This window comes from Mumia sp. zg.B17 (genome assembly GCF_019550915.1).
Classification (GTDB): domain Bacteria; phylum Actinomycetota; class Actinomycetes; order Propionibacteriales; family Nocardioidaceae; genus Mumia.
Genome location: NZ_JAHWCI010000002.1, coordinates 177622 through 198358, shown reverse-complemented (window position 1 = coordinate 198358; position 20737 = coordinate 177622). Strand labels below are relative to the sequence as shown.

Here is a 20737-nt window from a genome sequence, read left to right as displayed (position 1 = left end):
GAGCGCCGCCCAAGGGCGCTGTCCGGGGCGCCTCAGATCAGGCGGCGGTCGTTGGCCCACCGGGTGAGCTCGTGACGGCTCGACAGCTGGAGCTTGCGCAGCACGGACGACACGTGGGTCTCGACGGTCTTCACGGAGATGAAGAGCTCCTTGGCGACCTCCTTGTAGGCGTAGCCACGGGCGATCAGGCGCATCACCTCACGTTCGCGCTCGGTGAGCCGGTCGAGGTCGGAGTCGACCTGCGCGACCTCGATCGTCCCCGCGAACGCGTCGAGCACGAATCCCGCCAGCCGCGGCGAGAAGACCGCGTCGCCACCGGCCACCCGACGGATCGCGTCCACCAGCTCGTCGCCCGTGATGTTCTTGGTGACGTAGCCCCGGGCGCCCGCGCGGATCACCCCGATGACGTCCTCGGCGGCGTCGCTCACCGACAGGGCGAGGAACTTCGTGTCCGGGTAGCGGGTCGCGACCCGGCGGAGGACCTCCGCACCGCCGCCTCCCGGGAGGTGGACGTCGAGCAGGACCACGTCGGGACGGTACGACTCCACCGCACGCACCGCCTCGTCGACGTCCCCGGCCTCCGCCACGATCCGGACCGTGCTGCCGAGCTCGGCCCGCACACCCGTCCGGAACATCGCGTGGTCGTCGACGAGCAGGACGCCGAGGTCCCTCAAGCTGCCGGTCTGCGTCGGGGTGCTCACGCGTCTCCTCCTCCGTCCGCGCCGTTGCGCGCAGCCTCGTGTGCGCCGTTGGGCGCCTTGTCTCGTACGAGGGGCAGCGCGAGTCGAACCTCCGTGCCCTCCCCTGGTCCTGAGCGTACGACGGCCGTGCCGCCGTGCCTGTGCATGCGCGCCACCAACGAGCGGCGGATGCCCAACCGGTCCTCCGGGATCGCCGACGGGTCGAACCCGACGCCGCGGTCGCGCACGAAGACCTCCGCCGCCGCGCTCCCGACCTCGACGTAGACGTCGATGCGGTCGGCACCGGAGTGCTTCGCCGCGTTCGTCATGGCCTCGCGCGCGGCCGCACGCAGCGCCTCCACGTCGACGTCCGGATCGAGGTCACCGACCCCGACGACCTCGATCGGCACCCGATAGGTCGTCTCGATCTCGGCGGCGTCGGCGACCAGGCCGGTCCGTAGCGTGGAGCCGTCGTCGTCGGCCGGCTCGCCGTACAGCCAGTCGCGCAGCTCCCGCTCCTGACGCCGGGCGAGCGTCGCGACCTGCGCCGGGTCGTTCGCGTTCTTCTGCAGCAGCGCCAGGGTCTGAAGGACGGAGTCGTGGAGGTGGGCCGCCACGTCGGCCCGCTCCTGCGACCGCACGCGCTCGCGCCGCTCGGCGGCGAGATCACTGACCAGGCGTACGATCCACGGCCCGAGCAGCAGGCCGGCGCCGGCGACGGCGACGACCAGCGCCGCGAGCAGCTGGGCGGCCGACCCCAGACCGCCCCCGAGCTGCGCCACGAACACGCCGTAGGCGATGAGCACCAGCAGGGCGCCGGCCGCCATCCTCAGCACGGCGGCCCATCCTGACGTCACCCTGACCCAGCGGCGCAGCAACCGGTCGTCGGCCTGGCGCCAGATGAGCGCGAAGCCGGCGATCGCCAGGACAGCGGGGAAGACGAGGCTCGAGACCCTGTCGCTGCCCAGGACGAACCACGCCACGCCGACACCGAGCACGACGAGCGCGGTGGTCTGCAGGGTCATCCTGTTCGACGGCGGTGTCGCCTCGTCCTCGTCGAGCCGCAGCCCGCGGCGGGTCGCACTGGCCAGCCCGGGCGAGCCATCGGCGCTCCCCAGCGGGACGAAGACCCAGAAGGCGACGTACGCCAGGACGCCGGCGAGCTGGAACAGCGTGCCCACGACGAACGCGAGCCGCACCCACAGGACAGGGACGCCGAGGTGGTCGGCGAGTCCCTGCGCCACCCCGCCGAGAACGCGTGGGCTCGCGGATCGGGAGAGCCGTCTCACCGGTGTCGCACTGATGGTCACGCTGTCGATCGTCACACGCGGCACTGGTCTCGGACCAGCCGGATCGACCCCTGAGCGACCCTGGGGCGGGCCGGCGCGCACCGGGTGCGGACCAGGGGTCTCACCCATACTCCAAGTGACACAAGCCGAGCAGGATGGAGCCATGGACGACACGACCTCACGCCCCGAGGACCCGGTGACACCACCGGCGAGCCTCGGGACCGGCTCGAGCACCGCGCCCGAGGGCGCGGCCCGACCACCGACCACCGGTTCGCTGACCGACATCCGGCGGACCGAGAGCGGACGCATGGTGGCCGGGGTGTGCGCGGGCATCGGGCGGACGCTCGGGATCGACCCGGTCATCCCGCGCATCCTGTTCGCGGTCTTCACCCTCGTGGGGTTCGGTGGTGTCATCGCCTACGTCGCCTCATGGATCCTGATTCCGGACGAGCGGACGGGCGAGAGCTATCTCAAGCGATGGTTGGGACTGGGCGACAGCGAGCCCCAGATCCGTCTCGTCGGTCTCGGGGCCGCGGGGCTGATCGCGGTCACGTGGACCTGGGGCTGGGGATGGCAGATCGGCCCGCTGTGGGTCGCGGCGCTGGTCGTCATCGCGTGGGTCGGCTACCGCGAGTACCAGGAGCGGCGGGACTCCGGCACCTCCTCGGTCACGCCGCCGCCGAACGTGCCGCCTCCGCCGGCGCCCTCGTACGCTCCTCCGCCGTGGGCGCCGACCGCTCCGGCGCCGGTGACCGCGACGCCCTTCGCGCCGACCGGAGCCCCGTCGTACGCCGCCGTGCCTCCTGTGCCGCCAGGACCACCCGGACCAGCGTGGGGTTCCGCTCCTCAACCCGCCCCGGTGAAGCCGCCCAAGCGGCCGAACCCGCGGCACGACCGCGGGACGCTGACCGTCATCACCCTGTCGGTGATGCTCATCGTCACCGGCGTCACGCTCGTCGCCACCCAGGGCGACCTCGCGCCGTCGGTCTACGCCGCGGCGGCGACGGGCACACTCGCGCTGGGCATGCTGATCGGCACGGTGTTCGGCAACGCTCGTCCGTTGATCCTGCCGGCCATCCTCGCCGTCATGGTCCTCGCTGTCTCCACCGTCATCCCACGCCTGGACGCCGGCCGGATCGAGACCGTGCCGACCAGCGCGGCGGACCTGAGGTCCGGCTACGCGGTCGGGACGGGCGAGGTCGTGGTGGACCTGCGGCAGGTCTCCGACCCCGCGGCCCTGGACGGGCGCCGGCTCGAGCTGGAGGTCGGTCTGGGTGGCGTCAGGGTGTACGTCCCCGCCACCCTCGACATCGACCTCGACGCCTCCGTCGGCGCCGGCTCGATCACAGCCCTCGGCTACCAGCGCGGCGGCGTGCAGACGTCGCTGGACGTGCACGACGACTCCTCGCTCCCCGACCTCATCCTCAGCATCGACGTCTCCCTCGGTGACGTGGAGGTGATCCGCTCATGAAGCGTCATCCGTTGGACGCCGTCACCCTCGTCGCGCTCGCGTTCGTGCTCGTCGCGGGCGCCCTGTGGGGCATGTGGTACGCAGGTTGGGAGCCGGCCACCCTCGCGGTGGCGGCCCCCCTGCTCCTTGTCGCCCTCGGCACGGTCGGGCTCGTCGCGACGCTGATCGCCGCGCGCCAGGCGGGTCGGCGGCAGCGCGAGCAGCGCACCGCGGTGGCGCCACCGACGACTCTGGACCCCACGCCGGGCGCTGCCGAGCAGCCGGACGACGACGACCCGGCCGAGAACACCGACACCGTCCCTGCCGACACACTCACCTTGGAGGACCTCACGCGGTCCTCCGACGACCGAGAGGACCCCCGATGAACCGTTCCAAGCAGCTCGCCCGCACGACCCACGACAAGTGGATCGGAGGAGTGTGCGGAGGACTGGCCCGCTATCTGGGCGTCGACCCGACCGTCGTCCGGCTGGGGTTCGTCGTCCTGACGCTGCTCGGACTGGGATCCATGATCCTCGTCTACCTCGTCGCCTGGCTCCTCATGCCCGCCGACGCCTGAGCCACCACCACCCCCTGAGGGGCGCGCGGGTCGGGAGGACGGTGGCGGGCCCTCACCGCGAGCGCGGGCGCTCGAACAGCCGCGACATCACGATCGCGCTGCGTGTCCGCTCGACCCGCGCGTGCTCCCGCATCCGCTCCACGACCTGCTCGATCTCGGTCATGCTCGTCGCCATCACGTGCACGATCGCGTCGGCGTGGCCGGCCACCGTCCACGCGCCGACGATCTGCGGGATGGCCGCGAGGTTGCGCTTGAGCTCGGCCACGGAGACGTTGCCGTCGTAGTAGATCTCGACGTACGCCTCGGTGGTCCAGCCCAGCGCCGCCGGGTCGGTGAGGGCGGTGAACCCGGTGATCTGGCCGCGGGCCCGCATCAGGTCGACCCGACGCTTGACCGCGGGCGCCGACAGCCCGACACCTGACCCGATCTCGGCGTAGGTCGCCCGCCCGTCGCGCATCAGGTGCCCGATGATCTCCCGGTCGACAGCGTCCATCGGTCGGGCCTCCTCGGTGTCGCGCGCGCCCTCGTGCCGCCCAGCCTAGAGCCCGCGGCGCAGTCACGGCCCCTACCCGCCCTGACAGGCACCCCACGTGGTCGCTAGCTCTGCCAGGACTTCCACAGGGCCGCATACGACCCTCCGCGGGCTACCAGCTCGTCGTGGCTGCCGAGCTCGGTGATCGCGCCGTCCTCGACGACGGCGACGCGGTCGGCATCGTGCGCGGTGTAGAGGCGGTGCGCGATGGCGACTACGGTGCGTCCCTCGAGCACCGCGCTCAACGAGCGCTCGAGGGCGCGGGCAGCGCGCGGGTCGATCAGCGACGTGGCCTCGTCGAGCACGAGCGTGTGGGGATCGGTCAGGACGACGCGCGCCAGCGCCAGGTGCTGCGCCTGGGCGTCGGTGAGCCGGTGCCCACCGGATCCGACCATCGTGTCGAGGCCGTGCGGCAGCTGCGCGACCCAGTCGCGCGCACCGACGGCGTCCAACGCTGCCCACAGCCGGTCGTCGGCGGCCGTACCCCCGTCCTCCAGGGCAAGCTGGAGGTTGTCACGCACGGTGCCGACAAAGACGTGGTGCTCCTGCGTCAGCAGCGCCACCCGGCGCCGGAGGTCGTCGAGCTCGAGCTCGGTGACCCCCACCCCGCCGACCGTGACCGCGCCGCTCGTCGGACCCTGGATGCCCGCGATCAGGCGGCCGATCGTCGACTTCCCCGCGCCCGACGGGCCCACGACGGCGAGCCGCTCGCCCGCCGCCAGCTCGAGGTCCACCCCGTGGAGCACCTCTCGGCCCTCGATGTAGGAGAACCGGACGTCGTCGAGCTCGATCTCCTCGCCTGCAGGGGTGCGACCGGTCGGCACCCGGTCGTCCGGGACCTCCGCCACGCCCAGCAGGCGCGCGAGCGACGTCGCACCCACCTGGAGGGTGTCCATCCAGCTGATGATGCGGTCGACCGGGTCGATGAGGAACCGGACGTACAGGACCGCCGCCGTCATCTGGGCCAGCGTGATCGACCCCTGCGCCATCAGCCATCCCCCGACGAGCAGGGTCGCGACGACGGGCACCAGATAGCCGATCTCGACCGCGGGGAAGAACACCGAGCGGAGGTTGCGGGTGTAGGACTCGGCCGCGTACGACTCCGCGATGTCGGCGTCGATGCGTTCGCTGCGCTGCGCGCCCAGCCCGAGGGCCTCGACGGTGCGAGCACCCTCGACGGTCTCGGCGAGCGTGGTGTTGATCCGCGAGTACGAGGCGTGCTCGCGGATGTAGCCGGCGCGCGCACGCGCGAGGTACCACCGGGAGGCCACCCAGATGACGGGCACGCCCAGCACGAGCGGGACGGCGACCCAGCCGCCGACGAGCAGCGCTGCGGCGATCGTGCACGCCGCCGTCACGAGAGCGACGACGGTCTCCGGCACCGCGAAGCGCACGGACCATCCGAGCGTGTCGACGTCACGCGACGTCCGGGTGAGGAGGTCGCCCGTCCCAGCGCTCTCGACGACACCGATCGGCAGGCCGAGCGCCTCGTCGACGAAGTCCTCGCGCAGCCGGGCCAGGACGGTCTCGCCGAAGACGGCCGAGCGCAGTCGCGCCCACCGGGTGAGCACGGTCTGCGCCAGCAGGCACACCGCGACGAAGATCGCGATCCGGTCGATGGTGCCGTAGCCGCCCTTGTCGGTCGCGGCCTCGACGAGGTCGCCGATCAACCACGGCACCACGAGGCCGGCGCCGGCTGCCGCACCGTGCAGCACGACGATCACGACGAGGTCGCGGCGGTGGTCGCGCCCGATCCGGCGCAGGTAGGAGCGGAAGACTCGGCTGCCGGCGATGGGCAGGGCATCATGCAACGTCCTCGGCCTCCTCTCGGGTCACGACCTGGCGGTAGGCACGGTCGGTGGACATCAGGTGGTGGTGCTGGCCCCTCGCGACGACGCGCCCTCCGGTGAGGAACACGACCTCGTCGGCGACGTCGAGGACGAGCGGGCTGCTCGTGACGACGACCGTGGTCCGTCCGGCGCGGTGGCGTCTCAGCCGCTGGGCGATCCGCGCCTCGGTGTGCGAGTCCACCGCCGAGGTGGGCTCCACGAGGACGAGCACGTCGGCGTCGGTCAGCAGTGCTCGTGCGAGCACGATGCGCTGGCGCTGACCGCCGGACAGGGACCGCCCGCGCTCGGCCAGCTCACCGTCGAGCCCGTCGTCCAGCGCCTCCAGGACGTCGTCGGCCGAGGCGGTCGTCAGGGCGTGCGCGACCTCTTCGTCCGAGGTCGCACGGCCGGCGTCCAGGGCGTCTCGGAGGCGCCCGCTGAAGAGGGCGGACGCGGTGTCGCTGACCACGACCCGGCGCCGGAGCTCGTCCCGACCGACCGCACCCAGCGGCACGTCGCCGTAGGTGACGGCGTCGACGTCGTCGCGTCCCGGCTGGACGTAGCCTCCGAGCCGGTCCGCCAGCGCCACGGCGTCCCGCGGGTCGTCGCTGACGACGGCGGTCAAGAGGCCCTTGCTCGCCACGAACGAGGTCGAAGCGTCGACAAGGTCGCCGTCGGGCGGGCTGACCGGGTCAGCGGGGTCGGAGACGCTCGGGGCGATGCGGAGGATGCGGATGACGTGCCGCGCCGAGACGTGGCCGCGGATGATCTTGTTGGCGGCCTCGGTGAAGGTGCGCAGCGGCAGCAGCAGGAACGTCGCGTAGCCGTAGAACGCCACGAGGTCGCCCGTACTGATCTCCCCGGACGCGGCGTAGCGCGCGCCGAGCCAGACGACGAGCACCACGAACGCCCCGGGGAGCAGGACCTGGAGCGCGTCGAGCACCGACTGCACCCGCGCCACCTGGACGCCGGCTCTGCGGACGTCCTGCGACGCGGCGCGGTAGCGGCGGTCGAACATCGCCTCCCCGCCGATCCCGCGAAGCACCCGCAGGCCGGCGACGATGTCGCTGGCGAGCGTGTTGAGCTCCCCCTGGAGAGCACGGGCGTGCTGGTTGCGTCGGTTCAGACGGCGCAGCAGCGGGCCGGTGGCGAGCATGAGGACCGGGACACCGATCAGCACCACGAGGCCCAACGTGGTCGATGAGCGGAGCAGGATCACCGCGACGACGAGATAGGCGACGATCGCGCCGGCGAAGCGACCCGCGACGTCCACGTAGTTGCCGAGGTTCGCGAGGTCGGTCGCACCCACGGAGACGACCTCGCCGTGAGCGACCCGGCGGTTCAGCTCCGAACCGAGCCGGCCGGAGTGCCCGCTGACCAGCTGGACGTTGCGGTAGGCCGCATCCAGCCACATCTGGACCGAGAGCCGGTGACGGATGATCCCGGCGGCCGCCCCGATCGCACCCACGAGCAGCAGGAGCGCTGACCAGAGCACCAGACCCCGCCCGAACCCGTGCTCCACCACCGCGTCGATCGCCGCGCCGATGACGGCGGGCACCGACGCCTGGGCGACCATCCAGGTGATCCCGAACGTGACCGCGCCGACGAGCGTCCAGCCCTGGACACGCAGGATCCACGCCATGTAGCGGGCCGCCGAACGGAGGTCCGGTGTGCCTGGGTCGTCCAGCGGGAGGCTCTTCACAACGGTCAAGCCTAAGCACCGTGTCGGAGGCGCCGCGATCGAATATCGACCGTCCGGATGGTATGTGATCCTGGTCTCCTCAGCGAAGCAACGAGTCGCCGGTAAAGTGTGTGTCGGTGTGCCGGGAAGTCTGGTCGGCGTCGTCTCGACCACCCCAGAAGGAGCACCGTTGTCCCAGAACACCGTCCTCGGTCGCGGCTCATGGCCTGAGGCCTCGCGCATCGCCGCGCTGCTACGGCAGGAGACCGTCGGCGGCTTCCTCCTGATCGGCGCCGCCGCGGTCGCGATCGTGCTCGCCAACAGCGGACTCGGCGACGCCTACACGACGCTGCGTGACACCCGGATCGGCCCCGAGTCGCTGCACCTGGACCTGAGCCTCGGCACGTGGGCGGCCGACGGCTTGCTGGCCATCTTCTTCTTCGTCGCCGGGCTCGAGCTCAAGCGCGAGCTCGTCGCCGGCGACCTGCGCGACCCGCGTCGAGCGGCGATCCCGATCCTCGCTGCCGTCGGTGGCATGGTCGTGCCGGCACTGATCTTCGTGGCCGTCAACCTCAGCACGGGGGGCACGGCGCTGCGCGGCTGGGCGATCCCCACGGCGACGGACATCGCGTTCGCCCTGGCCGTCCTGGCCGTCCTGGGGTCCTTCCTGCCGACGGCGCTGCGGACCTTCCTGCTCACCCTCGCCATCGTCGACGACCTGCTGGCGATCGTCATCATCGCGTTCTTCTACACCGACCAGCTCGCGGTGGGGTGGTTCGCCGCCGCCCTCGTGCCGATCGGGATCTTCGCGGTGCTGGTGCAGCGACGGGTGCGCTCGGGCTGGATCCTCATCCCCCTCGCGCTGCTCGCGTGGGGCCTCGTCCACGCCTCAGGGGTGCACGCCACGGTCGCGGGCGTCATCCTCGGATTCACCGTGCCGGTGGCGCGCAGAAAGGCGGCGGGCGGCCCGGAGGCCGGCCCAGGGCTCGCCGAGCACTTCGAGCACGTCTGGCGACCGATCTCGGCAGGCATCGCCGTGCCGATCTTCGCGTTCTTCGCCGCCGGTGTCGACGTCGGCGGAGTCAGCGGGCTCCTCGACGCCAACCGCAGCACGATCACGTACGGAATCGTCCTCGGTCTGGTGGTCGGCAAGACGCTCGGCATCGTCGGGGCCACCTGGCTGATGGCGAGGTTCACGCACGCACGCCTCGACCCGTCGCTCGGGTGGATCGACGTCGTCGGCGTCGGGATGCTCGGAGGGATCGGGTTCACCGTCTCCCTCCTGATCGGCGACCTCGCGTACGGTCTCGCCTCGACGTACGACGAGTACGTGAAGATCGGGGTGCTCGAGGGCTCTGTCCTCGCCGCGCTGCTCGCCACGGTCGTGCTGCGTCTGCGCAACCGCCGCTACCGTCGGATCAGTGAGGACGAGGCGTGTGACGACGACCGTGACGGCGTGCCCGACGTCTACCAGCGCGACGACGAGGCGTAGTTGCCGTCGCCCGAGGACGCGCGGTCGTTAAGCGATTGACCGCCCCTCCGACCGGGGACACACTCGCCAGATGCTGCCCGCGATCCATCCCGTCCCCCTGCCTTCCTCCGCCACCTCCCCCGAGGCCTGGGCGCTGCTGGGGGTCGAGCGTGTGCGGGTGGCGAGCGACGACGCGCTCCACGGCCACCACGACCTGACGCCGGGCTTCGCCCAGATGGCGTCGATCCTGGCCGACCGCACGTACCGCCCACAGCACCGGATCGTGGCCGTCTGCGACGACCTCCGTACGCCGGAGTCCGTGGTCGGCCACGCGTCGGTCCGGCTGCCCCAGGTCGGCGAGACCGACGTCGTGCACCTCGACCTCGGGGTCGACCCCGCATGGCGTCGGCGCGGGATCGGGACGGCGCTCGCCGCCGTCCTCGCAGAGAGGGTCCGGGAGACGGGACGCACGGTGGTCAAGGCCGAGACGTCGTACGGACGGGTCATCGACGCCGGCAACGAGACGCTGGCGGCGACGACAGGCGTGGGCAGCGTCCCCACCGACGATCCCGCGACCCGCTTCGCCGTCCGGTACGGGTTCACGCTCGAGCAGGTGGAGCGACAGTCCACGCTCCCGTTGCCGGTCGGCCACGAGCACCTGGCCGGTCTGTCCCGGACGTCGGCCGCGGCCGCCGGCGATGCCTATCGCCTCCACACGTGGGTCGACGAGATCCCCGAGGCGTGGGAGGTCCAGTACGCCCGGCTCCTGACGCGCATGTCGACGGCCACACCGTCCGGCGGGATGGAGCAGGTGGAGGATCCCTGGGACGTCGCACGGCTCCGCGAAGCGACGGCACGACGGCAGGCGACCGGGGACCTGGCGCTCGTCGTCGCGGCCGAGCACGTCCCGACGGGGGAGCTCGCCGCCTACACCGTCGTCGAGTTCACCGACTCACGACCCGAGTCGGTGATCCAGGACGACACGCTTGTGCTGCCGGAGCACCGCGGACACCGCCTCGGGATGCTGGTCAAGTGCCGTCTGCTGGAGACGCTGGCGTCCGTACGCCCGCAGGCGCGGCGCATCCACACGTGGAACGCCGAGGAGAACACGCACATGCTGGCGGTCAACGTCGCGCTCGGCTACCGCCCGGCCAGCGTGAGCGGGCAGTGGCAGCTCCGGCTGACGGACTCCTAGCGCCGGTTGTCGATCTCGGGGGATTCTGTTCGTTGTCCGGGTGAGGGCCCCGACCCGCGGGGCCGACCGAAGGAGAGACCGATGAGCGAGCGCTACCTCTTCATCCTGTTCGACGACGAGGCCACGTGGGCCGAGGCGTCCCCCGAGGAGTGGGAACGCGTGATGGCTGCCCACGACCGATTCTCCAAGGCGGTCGCGGCCGCCGGTGGTGTCGACCACGGGGGCGAGGCGCTGCAGCCGACGACGACCGCGACGACCGTGCGCAACGGGCCCGAGCCGGTCGTCACCGACGGACCGTTCGTCGAGTCGAAGGAGGCGTTCGGCGGCTACTACCTGATCGAGTGCGACGGGCTCGACACCGCGCTCGCGCTCGCGAAGCAGTGCCCCAGCGCGGTCGTCGAGGTGCGGCCGATCCTCGATCTCGGCGGGGAGTGACGGCCCACGTCGCCTGAGACGACACCCGTGACGGTCGACGAGGCCGTCGCCGCGCTGCACCGGGAGCACTGGGGCCGCGTGGTGGCGGCCACGGTCCGCACCGCCGGCGACATCGACACCGCCGAGGACTGCGCACAGCACGCGTTCGAGCGGGCGCTGCAGACCTGGGTGCGCGTCCCGTCGAGCCCGGTCGGGTGGCTCGTCCGGACCGCACGCAACCACGCGCTCGACCTGCACCGCCGGACGGGATCGCTGCGGCAGCGGATGCCCGACCTCGCGCTGCGAGAGGAGTCGCGCCACGCCGACGCCGCGGCCGCCCGCTGGAACGACGAGCTCCTCCGTCTCGTCTTCACGTGCTGCCACCCGTCGCTGTCCGAGGCCGACCGGGTGCTGCTGACGCTGCGGGTGGTCTGCGGGATCCCCACACCGACCGCGGCCTCCCTCCTCCTGATCCGTCCGTCGACCGCGGCGGCTCGGATCACGCGAGCGAAGCGCAAGATCACCGCGGCCGGGATCCGGTACGCCGTCCCGGCCGCGAACGACCTTCCCGAGCGGCTCGGCGCCGTGCTCGAGGTCGTCCACCTGGTGGCCACCGCGGCGCACGAACGACCGCGCGACCCGCAGACCGACGCGCTCGAGGTGGCGTCACGCTCGCTCGCGACGAGCCTCGGCGAGATCTTCCCCGACGAGCCGGAGGTCCTGGGGTTGCTGGGCCTGGTGCTGTTCACGCAGGCGCGCACGTGGGCCCGTCGCGAGGCCGACGTGGTCCTCCTGGACGGTCAGGACCGCGGATCGTGGGACGTGCGGCTGATGGCGGGTGGCCGGGAGGCGACCACCCGAGCGATCGAGCGGGCACTGGCTCGCGACGGCCGTGCAGGGCGGTACGCGCTCCAGGCGGCCATCGCCGGCGTGCACGCCGACGCGGCCAGCGTCGACACGACCGACTGGCCCGCCCTGCTGCGGCTGTACGACCGGCTGGTCGAGGAGTGGCCGACCCCGGTCGTCCGCCTCAACCGCGCGGTCGCGGTGTCGTACGTCGAGGGCCCCGAGGCCGCGCTCACGGCGCTCGAGCCTGTCATCGGCGACCCGAGCCTGGGCGAGTACGCCTACCTCCCCGCCGTGCAGGCGCGACTGCTCGCCGACGTCGGGCGACGCGAGGAGGCGGCCGACGCCTACCGCCGTGCAATCGCGGTCGCCGGCGACGATGGCCAGCGTCGGTTGCTCACGTCACGCCTGGACGCGCTCAGACCCTGACGCCGACGTCGTGGAGGTGGTGCGCGGCATCGTGGAGGAAATAGCGTGAGAAGGTCGTGATCGTGAACGACGCCCCGTCGCTCCGCCGACCCGTACGCGTCCACCGGTCCGCAGGGACCGCGTCGAAGGCCGCAGCCACGAGCGCCGCCTCGCGGGCGAGCTGCTCGGACACGGCGCCGGGGTCCTGCTCGGAGTACCTTTCGGCGTCCGCGGTCGCGTCCTGGTCCCAGTTCGGATAGGTCGGGCCGTCCTCGTCGAGCATCAGGCCGAGGCGGTGGCGGTACAGCGCGAAGACGTCACGGACGTGGCAGGCGTACTCCAACGGCGACCAGGTGCTCGCGTCCGGCCGGTCGCGCACGTCGGGGCGCTCGAGCACCGCCGGCCATCGTGCGGCGAGCGCACGCACGTGCGCACCGACCTCGCCGTCGCTGATCGCGGCCGGATCGAAACCGCACTCCGGGCACACCTTCCGCGCCGTCCAGGTCCAGTCCTTCGTGTCGGGGACGATGGCCACGGCTCACTCCCACTCGATCGTGCCGGGCGGCTTGCTGGTGATGTCGACGACCACCCGGTTGACCTCGCGGACCTCGTTGGTGATCCGGGTGGAGATGCGCTCGAGGAGCTCGTACGGGAGACGACTCCAGTCGGCCGTCATCGCGTCCTCGCTGCTCACGGGACGCAGCACGACCGGGTGTCCGTACGTCCGTCCGTCGCCCTGGACCCCGACCGAGCGGACGTCGGCCAGCAGCACCACCGGGAACTGCCACACGTCGCGGTCGAGACCGGCGGCGGTGAGCTCCTCCCGGGCGATGGCATCGGCCTCGCGCACGATCTCGAGACGCTCCTCGTCGACGGCGCCCACGATCCGGATCGCGAGCCCTGGCCCCGGGAACGGGTGGCGCCAGACCATCGCCGGCGGCAGACCGAGCTGCTCGCCGACCTGCCGGACCTCGTCCTTGAACAGCGTGCGCAGCGGTTCGATCAGGCTGAACTCGAGGTCCTCGGGGAGGCCACCGACGTTGTGGTGGCTCTTGATGTTGGCCGCGCCCTCGCCCCCGCCGGACTCGACCACGTCCGGATAGAGCGTGCCCTGCACGAGGAACCTGACCGGCGTGCCAGGGGTCTCGAGGATCTCGCGCTCGGCGGCCTCGAAGGTCCGGATGAACTCGCGGCCGATGATCTTGCGCTTCTCCTCGGGGTCGGTGACGCCCGTGAGGTGGCCGAGGAACTGCTCGCGGGCGTCCACGACCTTGAGGTTGACGTCGGTCGCGTCCACGTAGTCGCGGACCACCTGGTCTCGCTCGCCCTTGCGGAGGAGCCCGTGGTCGACGAAGACACAGGTGAGCTGGTCACCGATCGCGCGCTGCACGAGTGCGGCGGCGACCGACGAGTCCACACCGCCGGACAACGCGCAGATGACGCGGGCGTCGCCGACCTGCTCCCGGATCCGGTCCACCTGCTCGTCGACGATGTTGACCATGGTCCAGGTCTGCCGACAACCGGCGATCTGGACCAGGAAGCGCTCCAGCACCTGCTGACCATGCTCGGTGTGCAGGACCTCGGGATGCCACTGCACCCCGGCCAGTCCACGGTCGACGTCCTCGAACGCCGCGACGGCCGCGCGGGGTGACGACGCGGTGACCACGAAGCCCTCCGGCGCGGCGACGACCTCGTCCCCGTGCGACATCCACGCCCGGAGCTGGTCGGGCAGCCCGGCCAGGAGCACACCGTGATCACCGACCGTGACGTCGGTGCGGCCGTACTCACGCTGGCCGGTGCTCGCGACCGTCCCTCCGAGGACCTGGGCCATCGCCTGGAAGCCGTAGCAGATGCCGAAGACCGCGGTGCCCGTGCCGAAGAGCGCCGGGTCCAGGCGCGGCGCGCCCTCCTCGTACACCGACGACGGGCCCCCCGAGAGGATGATCGCCTTCGGCTTCTTGGCGAGCATGTCCTCGACCGGCATCGTGTGGGGCACGATCTCGGAGTAGACCTTCGCCTCCCGCACGCGTCGGGCGATCAGCTGCGCGTACTGGGCGCCGAAGTCGACGACGAGGACCAGGTCGTGCTCAGGAATCTCGGTCACACCTCGATCCTATCGAGCGCCGTCAGCTAGCTGACGCCGACGATGGGAAGACGCAGCGCCGCAGGGGCGTCGACCGGCACGACGGGGTTCTTCGGCGCCACGGGCTCGAGGCGCGCGTAGGCCTCGCCCGTCGCCGGACGCGGGTCCGACTGGTCCCTGTTGGGCCAGAACGCCATCGCCCGCTCGGCCTGGGCCGTGATCGTCAGCGACGGGTTCACGCCCAGGTTCGCCGAGATCGCGGCGCCGTCGACGACGTGGAGGCCGTCGTAGCCGTACAGCCGGTGGTACGGGTCGATCACCCCGGTGGCCGGGGAGTCGCCGATCACGCAGCCCCCGATGAAGTGCGCGGTGAGCGGGATGTTGAACGGCTCACCGATCGTGCCTCCGGGCCAGCCGTCGATCTTGTCAGCCGTACGGCGCACGGCCTCGTTGGCCTTCGGGATCCACGAGGGGTTCGGGTCGCCCGCCCCCTGGGCCGAGGTCAGCCGCAGGCGTCCGGTGATCCGGCTCCGCTTCATGGAGGTCGTGATCGAGTTGTCGAGCGACTGCATGGCCAGCAGGATGATCACCCGCTCCGACCAGTGCTTGAAGTCGTACAGCTCTCTGACGTTGCGCTTCTGCGCCCACAGCTCCTTGAGCCAGGCCTGCCAGCGCGGCCTCTCCCCGTCACCGTCGGTGAGCACCGTCTGGAGCAGCGACATCGCGTTGGAGCCCTTGCCGAAACGGACCGGCTCGATGTGGGTGACCTCATCGGGGTGGAACGAGGAGGTGATCGCGACGCCGGTGGAGTAGTCCACGTCCCGGCTGCCGGCGATCGCCCCGAGCAGCGACTCCGAGTTGGTCCGGGTGAGGACCCCGAGCCTCGACGAAATCCGCGGGAGGACGCCTCGGCTGCGCATCCTGTGCAGGAGCTTCTGTGTGCCCAGCGAGCCGGCGGCGAACACGACCTGGTCTGCGGTGAAGCGGCAGGCGACCTTGCGGCGCCGGTCCGTACGCCGCGTGTCGACCGTGTAGCCGCCACCGGGGCGCGGGCGGACCTCCGTCACGGTGGTCAGCTCGTGGACGCGCGCGCCGGCCTGCTCGGCGAGATAGAGGTAGTTCTTGACCAGCGTGTTCTTGGCGTTGTGGCGGCACCCCGTCATGCACTCGCCGCACTGGATGCATCCGGCCCGATCAGGGCCTGCACCACCGAAATAGGGGTCGGCGACGGTCTCACCGGGGCCCCCGAAGAAGACGCCGACCGGTGTGGGGTGGAACGTGTCGGCGGCGCCCATCTCCTCGGCGACCTCCCGCATGACCTCGTCGGCAGGAGAGGTGACCGGGTACGTCGTCACACCGAGCATCCGCTTGGCCTGGTCGTAGAAGGGCGCGAGCTCCGCCTTCCAGTCGGTGATGTGACCCCAGGCAGGGTCGCGATAGAAGGGCTCGAACGGCTCGTAGAGGGTGTTGGCGTAGACCAGCGAGCCGCCGCCGACACCCGCGCCGGACATGATCATCACGTCCTTCAGGAGGTTGATGCGCTGGATGCCGTAGCAGCCGACCTCGGGCGCGAAGAGGTAGCGCCGGAGGTTCCACGAGTTGTCCGCGAAGTCCTCGTCGCGGAACCGCGCCCCGGCCTCGAGGACCCCGACGCGGTAGCCCTTCTCGGTCAGTCGCAGTGCGGTCACGCTCCCGCCGAACCCCGAGCCGATCACCAGGACGTCGTAGTGCTGCGGTGCGGTGTCGTTCACAGCGTCAGCGTAAGACCGCGTTCACGCTATTGCTACCCCTGGGTAACGAATATGTCATCGCGGATGTCGTATCCCCTCCGACGCGGCGTGACGGTCGGTGTCAGGCCCGGCCGGCCTTCTTCAGGACGCGCAGCGCCGCGGTGATCGTCGTCTGGAAGGCCGCATCGCTCACCATCCGGGGAGCCGAGAGGGGCAGCAGCCGCTGGTTGGCGACCGCCTGCGTCTCGGTGTAGCGGAGGATCCCCTCCGCACCGTGCCGACGGCCGATGCCCGACTCCCGCATCCCGCCCATCGGCGCCTCCAGCGAGGCGAAGGTGGCGGCGAACCCCTCGTTGATGTTCACGCTGCCTGCCTTGATCCGGCGAGCAAGCTCGCGACCCCGCGCGACGTCACGTGTGTAGATCGCGGCGTTGAGGCCGTACGACCCGGCGTTGGCGCGGTCGATGGCCTCACCCTCGCTGCCGAAGCGGTAGAGCGAGACGACCGGGCCGAAGGTCTCGTCGGCGAAGCAGTCCATCGCCGGGCTCACACCCTCGAGCAGCGTGGGCTCGTAGAAGTACGGACCGACCTCGGGGCGCGGCCTCCCGCCGGTGAGGACGCGGGCTCCCTTGGACACGGCGTCGGCGACGTGGGCGGACACCGTGTCCAGCTGCCGCTGCGAGACCAGCGAGCCCATGTCTCCGTCGTAGTCCAGCGACGCCGACATCGTCATGCGGCCGATCCGCTTGACGAGCTTGGCGACGAAACGGTCATAGACCGCGTCCGCGACGAACAACCGCTCGACCGACACGCAGAGCTGGCCGGCGGAGGAGAAGCACGCACGGACCGCGCCCTCGACGGCGCGGTCGAGGTTGGCATCGGCGAGGACCAGCATCGGGTTCTTGCCACCCAGCTCGAGCGAGGTCGAGACGAGCCGCTCGGCCGCCTGCGCCGCGACACGCCTGCCGGTCGCGGTCGAACCGGTGAAGCAGACGTGGTCCGCCCGCTCGACGATCGCACCGCCGATCACGGGGCCAGGCCCGTTGACGACCTGCCACAGGCTCGCGGGGAAGCCGACCTCGCGGAACAGCTCGATCGCGGCCAAGGCGGAGAGAGGTGTTTGGCCGTCGGGCTTGTGGACCACCGCGTTGCCTGCCGCGACGGCAGGGATCCCGTCCGAGATCGCCAGCGTGAGCGGATAGTTCCAGGGAGAGATGATCCCGACGACGCCCTTGGGGACCCGGTTGATCCGCGTCTGGGTGAAGAGCGGGTAGACCCCGGGGACGCGACGCGTCGTGAGGTGCCGCGCGAGGGTGCGACCGTAGTAGCGAGCGGTGAGCGCCACGTGCAGGACCTCGTCGAAGGCGTGCTTGCGCGCCTTCCCCGACTCCCACTGCACGAGGTCCATGAGGTCGTCGGCGTGGTCGAGAACCGCGTCATGGAGGTCGAGGAGCAGCGCCGCCCGGTGGGACAGGTCGGTCCGCGACCACGGGTCCTGCGCCGCCCGGGCAGCCGCGAACGCGTCCTCGACGTCACCGGTGTCCGAGACGGGGAGCGTAGCGATCGGCTGCCCGGTGAAGGGCGCGTACGTCGTCTCCGCCTCGCCCGACGTGGCGCGCAGCCCTGCGGTCAGACGACGGACGAGGGCCGGGTCGACGGCGAACGCGGCTGTCGCGTCGTGCTCGGGGTCGGCGGGGAGGCGCCCGTGCTCCGGAGCGCTGGGGTCGCGTCGTGACATGCGGTCACTGTAGAGGGGGCACCACACCAGTGCTACCCCCCGGTAACGAGTCCGCCACCGGCAGTGTCACGAACGCCGGGCGTCGGCGCTACTGGACGACGACCTCGACCCGCTGGAACTCCTTGAGCTCGGTGTAGCCGGTCGTCGCCATCGCCCGGCGGAGCGCGCCGACGAGGTTCATCGTGCCGTCCGGCGCGGTCGACGGCCCGAAGAGCACCGACTCGAACGAGCCGACGGTGCCGAGGTTGATGCGCTGGCCGCGCGGCAGGTCGGGGTGCCACGCCTCGGCGCCCCAGTGGAACCCGCGTCCGGGCGCCTCGGCCGCCCGCGCGAACGGCGAGCCCACCATGACCGCGTCCGCGCCGCAGGCGATCGCCTTCGCGAGGTCGCCGCTGTGGCCGACCGAGCCGTCGGCGATGACGTGCACGTAGCGGCCGCCCGACTCGTCGAGGTAGTCACGTCGTGCCGCGGCGACGTCGGCGAGCGCGCTCGCCATCGGCACGGCGACTCCGAGCACCTGGCGGGTGGTGTGCGTCGCTCCCCCGCCGAAGCCGACCAGGACCCCCGCGGCGCCGGTGCGCATCAGGTGGAGGGCGGCCTGGTGCGTGGCGCAGCCGCCGACGACGACCGGCACGTCGAGCTCGTAGATGAACTCCTTGAGGTTGAGCGGCTCGGTCTGCCCCGAGACGTGCTCGGCCGACACCGTGGTCCCCCGGATGACGAACAGGTCGACGCCCGAGTCGACGACCGTCTGCGCGAACTGCTTGGTCCGCTGGGGCGAGAGCGCACCGGCGACGGTCACGCCGGCATCGCGGATCTGCTTCAGCCGCTCGTGGATCAGCTCGGCCTTGATCGGCTCCTGGTAGATGCGCTGGAGCCGGACCGTCGCCTCACGCGACTCGAGGTGGGAGACCTCCTCGAGCAGCGGCAGCGGGTCGTCGTAGCGAGTCCAGAGCCCCTCGAGGTCGATGACGCCCAGACCACCGAGCTTGCCGAGCATGATCGCCGTCTCCGGCGACATCACCGAGTCCATCGGCGCGGCGACCACGGGGATCTCGAACCGGTAGGCGTCGATCTGCCAGGCCGTCGAGACCTCCTCGGGATCACGAGTCCGGCGACTCGGGACGATCGCGATGTCGTCGAACGCGTATGCCCTGCGGCCGCGCTTGGCGGCGCCGATCTCGATGTCCATCCCCGCATTCTAGTGAGGCGGGGCGGACACCGAGGACTGCGTCACAGCCTGGCGTAGTTCGGGGCCTCGACGGTCATCTGGATGTCGTGGGGGTGACTCTCCTTGAGACCCGCCGACGTGATCCGGACGAACTGCCCGCGGTCCTGCAGCTCCGGGACGGTGTGGGCACCGACGTAGAACATCGACTGGTGAAGCCCGCCGACGAGCTGGCGTACGACAGCGCCGAGCTGGCCGCGGTAGGCCACCTGGCCCTCGATGCCCTCGGGGACGAGCTGGTCGTCGGAGGTGACGTCGGCCTGGAAGTAGCGGTCCTTGGAGTAGGACTTCTTGCCCCGCGACGACATCGCGCCCAGCGACCCCATGCCGCGGTAGCTCTTGTACTGCTTGCCGTTGACGAAGATGAGCGAGCCGGGGCTCTCCTCCGTACCGGCCAGGAGCGAGCCCACCATCACCGTGTCCGCACCGGCCACGAGAGCCTTGGCGATGTCGCCGGAGTACTGGAGGCCACCGTCACCGATCAACGGCACTCCCGCCGGCTTGGTGGCGCGGGACGCCTCGTAGATGGCGGTCACCTGCGGCACGCCGACGCCGGCCACGACACGTGTCGTGCAGATGGAGCCGGGTCCGACACCGACCTTGACGGCGTCGACGCCGGCGTCGACGAGCGCCTTCGCGCCGGCGTACGTCGCGATGTTGCCGCCGATGATCTGGACGTGCGAGGTCGCGGGATCACGCTTGAGGCGCTGGATCATCTCCAGCAGCGCCTGGGCGTGGCCGTGGGCGGTGTCGACGACGAGGACGTCGACACCGGCCTCGATCAGCGCGGTCGCGCGATCCCAGGCGTCACCGAAGAAGCCGACCGCGGCACCGACCAGCAGCCTGCCCTGCGCGTCCTTGCTGGCGTCGGGGAACTGCTCGGACTTCACGAAGTCCTTCACCGTGATGAGGCCGCGCAGGTGGCCGCCCTCGTCGACGAGCGGGAGGCGCTCCTTCTTGTGGGAGCGGAGCAGCTCAGCCGCCGCCTCGCGGTCGATGCCGACCGGGCCGGTGATGAGCGGCATCGGCGTCATGACCTCGCCGACCGTCTTGTGGGACCACTCCGCCAGGGGGACGAAGCGCAGGTCGCGGTTGGTGACGATGCCGAGGAGCGTGTCGTCGGCATCGACGACCGGGAGGCCGGAGACGCGGTACTGGCCACAGATCTCGTCGAGCTCCTCCAGCGTCGCCTTCTCGGTGATGGTGATCGGGTTGGGGATGACGCCGGTCTGCGTGCGCTTGACGAGGTCGACCTGGTAGGCCTGGTCCTCCACGGACAGGTTGCGGTGGAGGATGCCGATGCCACCCTCGCGCGCCATCGCGATGGCCATGCGCGCCTCGGTCACGGTGTCCATCGCCGCGGAGATCAAGGGGATGCGGAGAGAGATGTCTCGGGTCAACCGCGACGTGGTGTCGACCTCGCTCGGGACGACGTCGGTCTCGCCAGGGAGCAGCAGGACGTCGTCGTAGGTGAGGCCCAGCGGTGCGAACTTCTCCGGCACACCCGCGGCGTTGAGATCCATGACGTCCTTCCCTCGAGCATCCGACGTCCCCATCCTACGAGGACCCCTGTCGACACATCCAAC

At 71.3% G+C, this 20737-nt stretch carries 18 protein-coding genes; 7 read left to right on the top strand and 11 right to left on the bottom strand.

Going from position 1 to position 20737, the window contains the following annotated elements; all coding sequences use genetic code 11:
* Positions 1 to 32: 32 nt before the first annotated feature.
* Positions 33 to 701: a response regulator transcription factor gene (locus KV097_RS02310; protein WP_301022221.1), complete on the bottom strand. Its 669-nt coding sequence runs from the start codon at positions 699 to 701 to the stop codon at positions 33 to 35.
* Positions 698 to 1990: a PspC domain-containing protein gene (locus tag KV097_RS02305; protein ID WP_308289307.1), complete on the bottom strand. Its 1293-nt coding sequence runs from the start codon at positions 1988 to 1990 to the stop codon at positions 698 to 700. Before KV097_RS02305 ends, KV097_RS02310 begins: the two co-directional genes overlap by 4 nt.
* A gap of 142 nt (positions 1991 to 2132) precedes the next feature.
* On the opposite strand from KV097_RS02305, the gene KV097_RS02300 reads away from it, so the two are divergent.
* Genes KV097_RS02300 through KV097_RS02290 form a run of 3 tightly spaced genes read left to right on the top strand, consistent with a single transcriptional unit; the run spans position 2133 to position 3996 of the window.
* Complete coding sequence (locus tag KV097_RS02300) at positions 2133 to 3440, top strand: PspC domain-containing protein (RefSeq protein WP_220364964.1); 1308 nt, start codon at positions 2133 to 2135, stop codon at positions 3438 to 3440.
* Positions 3437 to 3805 (top strand): hypothetical protein, encoded by a 369-nt coding sequence (locus KV097_RS02295; protein WP_220341988.1) that lies wholly within the window; start codon positions 3437 to 3439, stop codon positions 3803 to 3805. Before KV097_RS02300 ends, KV097_RS02295 begins: the two co-directional genes overlap by 4 nt.
* Positions 3802 to 3996, top strand: coding sequence for a PspC domain-containing protein (locus KV097_RS02290; RefSeq protein ID WP_220341989.1), 195 nt, complete (start codon positions 3802 to 3804; stop codon positions 3994 to 3996). The genes KV097_RS02295 and KV097_RS02290 overlap by 4 nt, the downstream gene beginning before the upstream one ends.
* Before the next feature lie 52 nt (positions 3997 to 4048).
* Here the strand turns inward: KV097_RS02290 and KV097_RS02285 are convergent, their stop codons facing one another.
* The 3 genes from KV097_RS02285 to KV097_RS02275 form a co-directional block, all read right to left on the bottom strand.
* On the bottom strand, positions 4049 to 4489 hold the full coding sequence (locus KV097_RS02285; protein WP_220341990.1) for an Lrp/AsnC family transcriptional regulator: 441 nt from the start codon (positions 4487 to 4489) through the stop codon (positions 4049 to 4051).
* Between the two features lie 104 nt (positions 4490 to 4593).
* Positions 4594 to 6339 carry an ABC transporter ATP-binding protein gene (locus KV097_RS02280; protein WP_220364963.1) on the bottom strand — a complete coding sequence of 582 codons (1746 nt, stop codon included), beginning with the start codon at positions 6337 to 6339 and terminating at the stop codon, positions 4594 to 4596.
* On the bottom strand, positions 6332 to 8059 hold the full coding sequence (locus tag KV097_RS02275) for an ABC transporter ATP-binding protein (protein ID WP_220364962.1): 1728 nt from the start codon (positions 8057 to 8059) through the stop codon (positions 6332 to 6334). Before KV097_RS02275 ends, KV097_RS02280 begins: the two co-directional genes overlap by 8 nt.
* A gap of 169 nt (positions 8060 to 8228) precedes the next feature.
* On the opposite strand from KV097_RS02275, the gene nhaA reads away from it, so the two are divergent.
* The 4 genes from nhaA (at position 8229) to KV097_RS02255 (ending at position 12393) form a co-directional block, all read left to right on the top strand.
* Positions 8229 to 9530 carry a Na+/H+ antiporter NhaA gene (nhaA, locus tag KV097_RS02270; RefSeq protein WP_220341993.1) on the top strand — a complete coding sequence of 434 codons (1302 nt, stop codon included), beginning with the start codon at positions 8229 to 8231 and terminating at the stop codon, positions 9528 to 9530.
* Positions 9531 to 9600: 70 nt separating this feature from the next.
* Entirely contained in the window at positions 9601 to 10704 is a 1104-nt protein-coding gene (locus KV097_RS02265) for a GNAT family N-acetyltransferase (protein ID WP_220364961.1), read from the top strand.
* An 81-nt stretch (positions 10705 to 10785) separates the two neighbouring features.
* Positions 10786 to 11139 (top strand): YciI family protein, encoded by a 354-nt coding sequence (locus KV097_RS02260; protein ID WP_220364960.1) that lies wholly within the window; start codon positions 10786 to 10788, stop codon positions 11137 to 11139.
* A 27-nt stretch (positions 11140 to 11166) separates the two neighbouring features.
* Positions 11167 to 12393 (top strand): RNA polymerase sigma factor, encoded by a 1227-nt coding sequence (locus KV097_RS02255; RefSeq protein ID WP_220364959.1) that lies wholly within the window; start codon positions 11167 to 11169, stop codon positions 12391 to 12393.
* Here KV097_RS02255 and KV097_RS02250 read toward each other — a convergent pair.
* The 6 genes from KV097_RS02250 to guaB form a co-directional block, all read right to left on the bottom strand.
* Positions 12383 to 12907, bottom strand: a complete 525-nt coding sequence (locus tag KV097_RS02250) for a DinB family protein (protein WP_220341997.1) — start codon at positions 12905 to 12907, stop codon at positions 12383 to 12385. The two genes, KV097_RS02255 and KV097_RS02250, sit on opposite strands and share 11 nt — an antisense overlap.
* Before the next feature lie 3 nt (positions 12908 to 12910).
* Positions 12911 to 14467: a glutamine-hydrolyzing GMP synthase gene (guaA, locus tag KV097_RS02245; RefSeq protein ID WP_374106976.1), complete on the bottom strand. Its 1557-nt coding sequence runs from the start codon at positions 14465 to 14467 to the stop codon at positions 12911 to 12913.
* Positions 14468 to 14502: 35 nt separating this feature from the next.
* Complete coding sequence (locus KV097_RS02240; RefSeq protein WP_220341999.1) at positions 14503 to 16206, bottom strand: GMC family oxidoreductase N-terminal domain-containing protein; 1704 nt, start codon at positions 16204 to 16206, stop codon at positions 14503 to 14505.
* A 100-nt stretch (positions 16207 to 16306) separates the two neighbouring features.
* On the bottom strand, positions 16307 to 17923 hold the full coding sequence (locus KV097_RS02235) for a succinic semialdehyde dehydrogenase (RefSeq protein ID WP_220364958.1): 1617 nt from the start codon (positions 17921 to 17923) through the stop codon (positions 16307 to 16309).
* An 88-nt stretch (positions 17924 to 18011) separates the two neighbouring features.
* On the bottom strand, positions 18012 to 19115 hold the full coding sequence (locus KV097_RS02230; protein WP_220342001.1) for a GuaB3 family IMP dehydrogenase-related protein: 1104 nt from the start codon (positions 19113 to 19115) through the stop codon (positions 18012 to 18014).
* A 41-nt stretch (positions 19116 to 19156) separates the two neighbouring features.
* The gene (gene guaB, locus KV097_RS02225; protein WP_220364957.1) at positions 19157 to 20674 is read right to left on the bottom strand and encodes an IMP dehydrogenase; all 1518 of its coding nucleotides are present in this window, start codon (positions 20672 to 20674) and stop codon (positions 19157 to 19159) included.
* Between the last annotated feature and the right edge of the window lie 63 nt (positions 20675 to 20737).

Coding starts and splice junctions, on each gene's coding strand:
- KV097_RS02300 (WP_220364964.1), top strand. CDS start 2,133: ATGGACGACACGACCTCACGCCCCGAGGACCCGGTGACACCACCGGCG.
- KV097_RS02295 (WP_220341988.1), top strand. CDS start 3,437: ATGAAGCGTCATCCGTTGGACGCCGTCACCCTCGTCGCGCTCGCGTTC.
- KV097_RS02290 (WP_220341989.1), top strand. CDS start 3,802: ATGAACCGTTCCAAGCAGCTCGCCCGCACGACCCACGACAAGTGGATC.
- KV097_RS02285 (WP_220341990.1), bottom strand. CDS start 4,489: ATGGACGCTGTCGACCGGGAGATCATCGGGCACCTGATGCGCGACGGG.
- KV097_RS02265 (WP_220364961.1), top strand. CDS start 9,601: ATGCTGCCCGCGATCCATCCCGTCCCCCTGCCTTCCTCCGCCACCTCC.
- KV097_RS02260 (WP_220364960.1), top strand. CDS start 10,786: ATGAGCGAGCGCTACCTCTTCATCCTGTTCGACGACGAGGCCACGTGG.
- KV097_RS02235 (WP_220364958.1), bottom strand. CDS start 17,923: ATGTCACGACGCGACCCCAGCGCTCCGGAGCACGGGCGCCTCCCCGCC.
- KV097_RS02230 (WP_220342001.1), bottom strand. CDS start 19,115: ATGGACATCGAGATCGGCGCCGCCAAGCGCGGCCGCAGGGCATACGCG.
- guaB (WP_220364957.1), bottom strand. CDS start 20,674: ATGGATCTCAACGCCGCGGGTGTGCCGGAGAAGTTCGCACCGCTGGGC.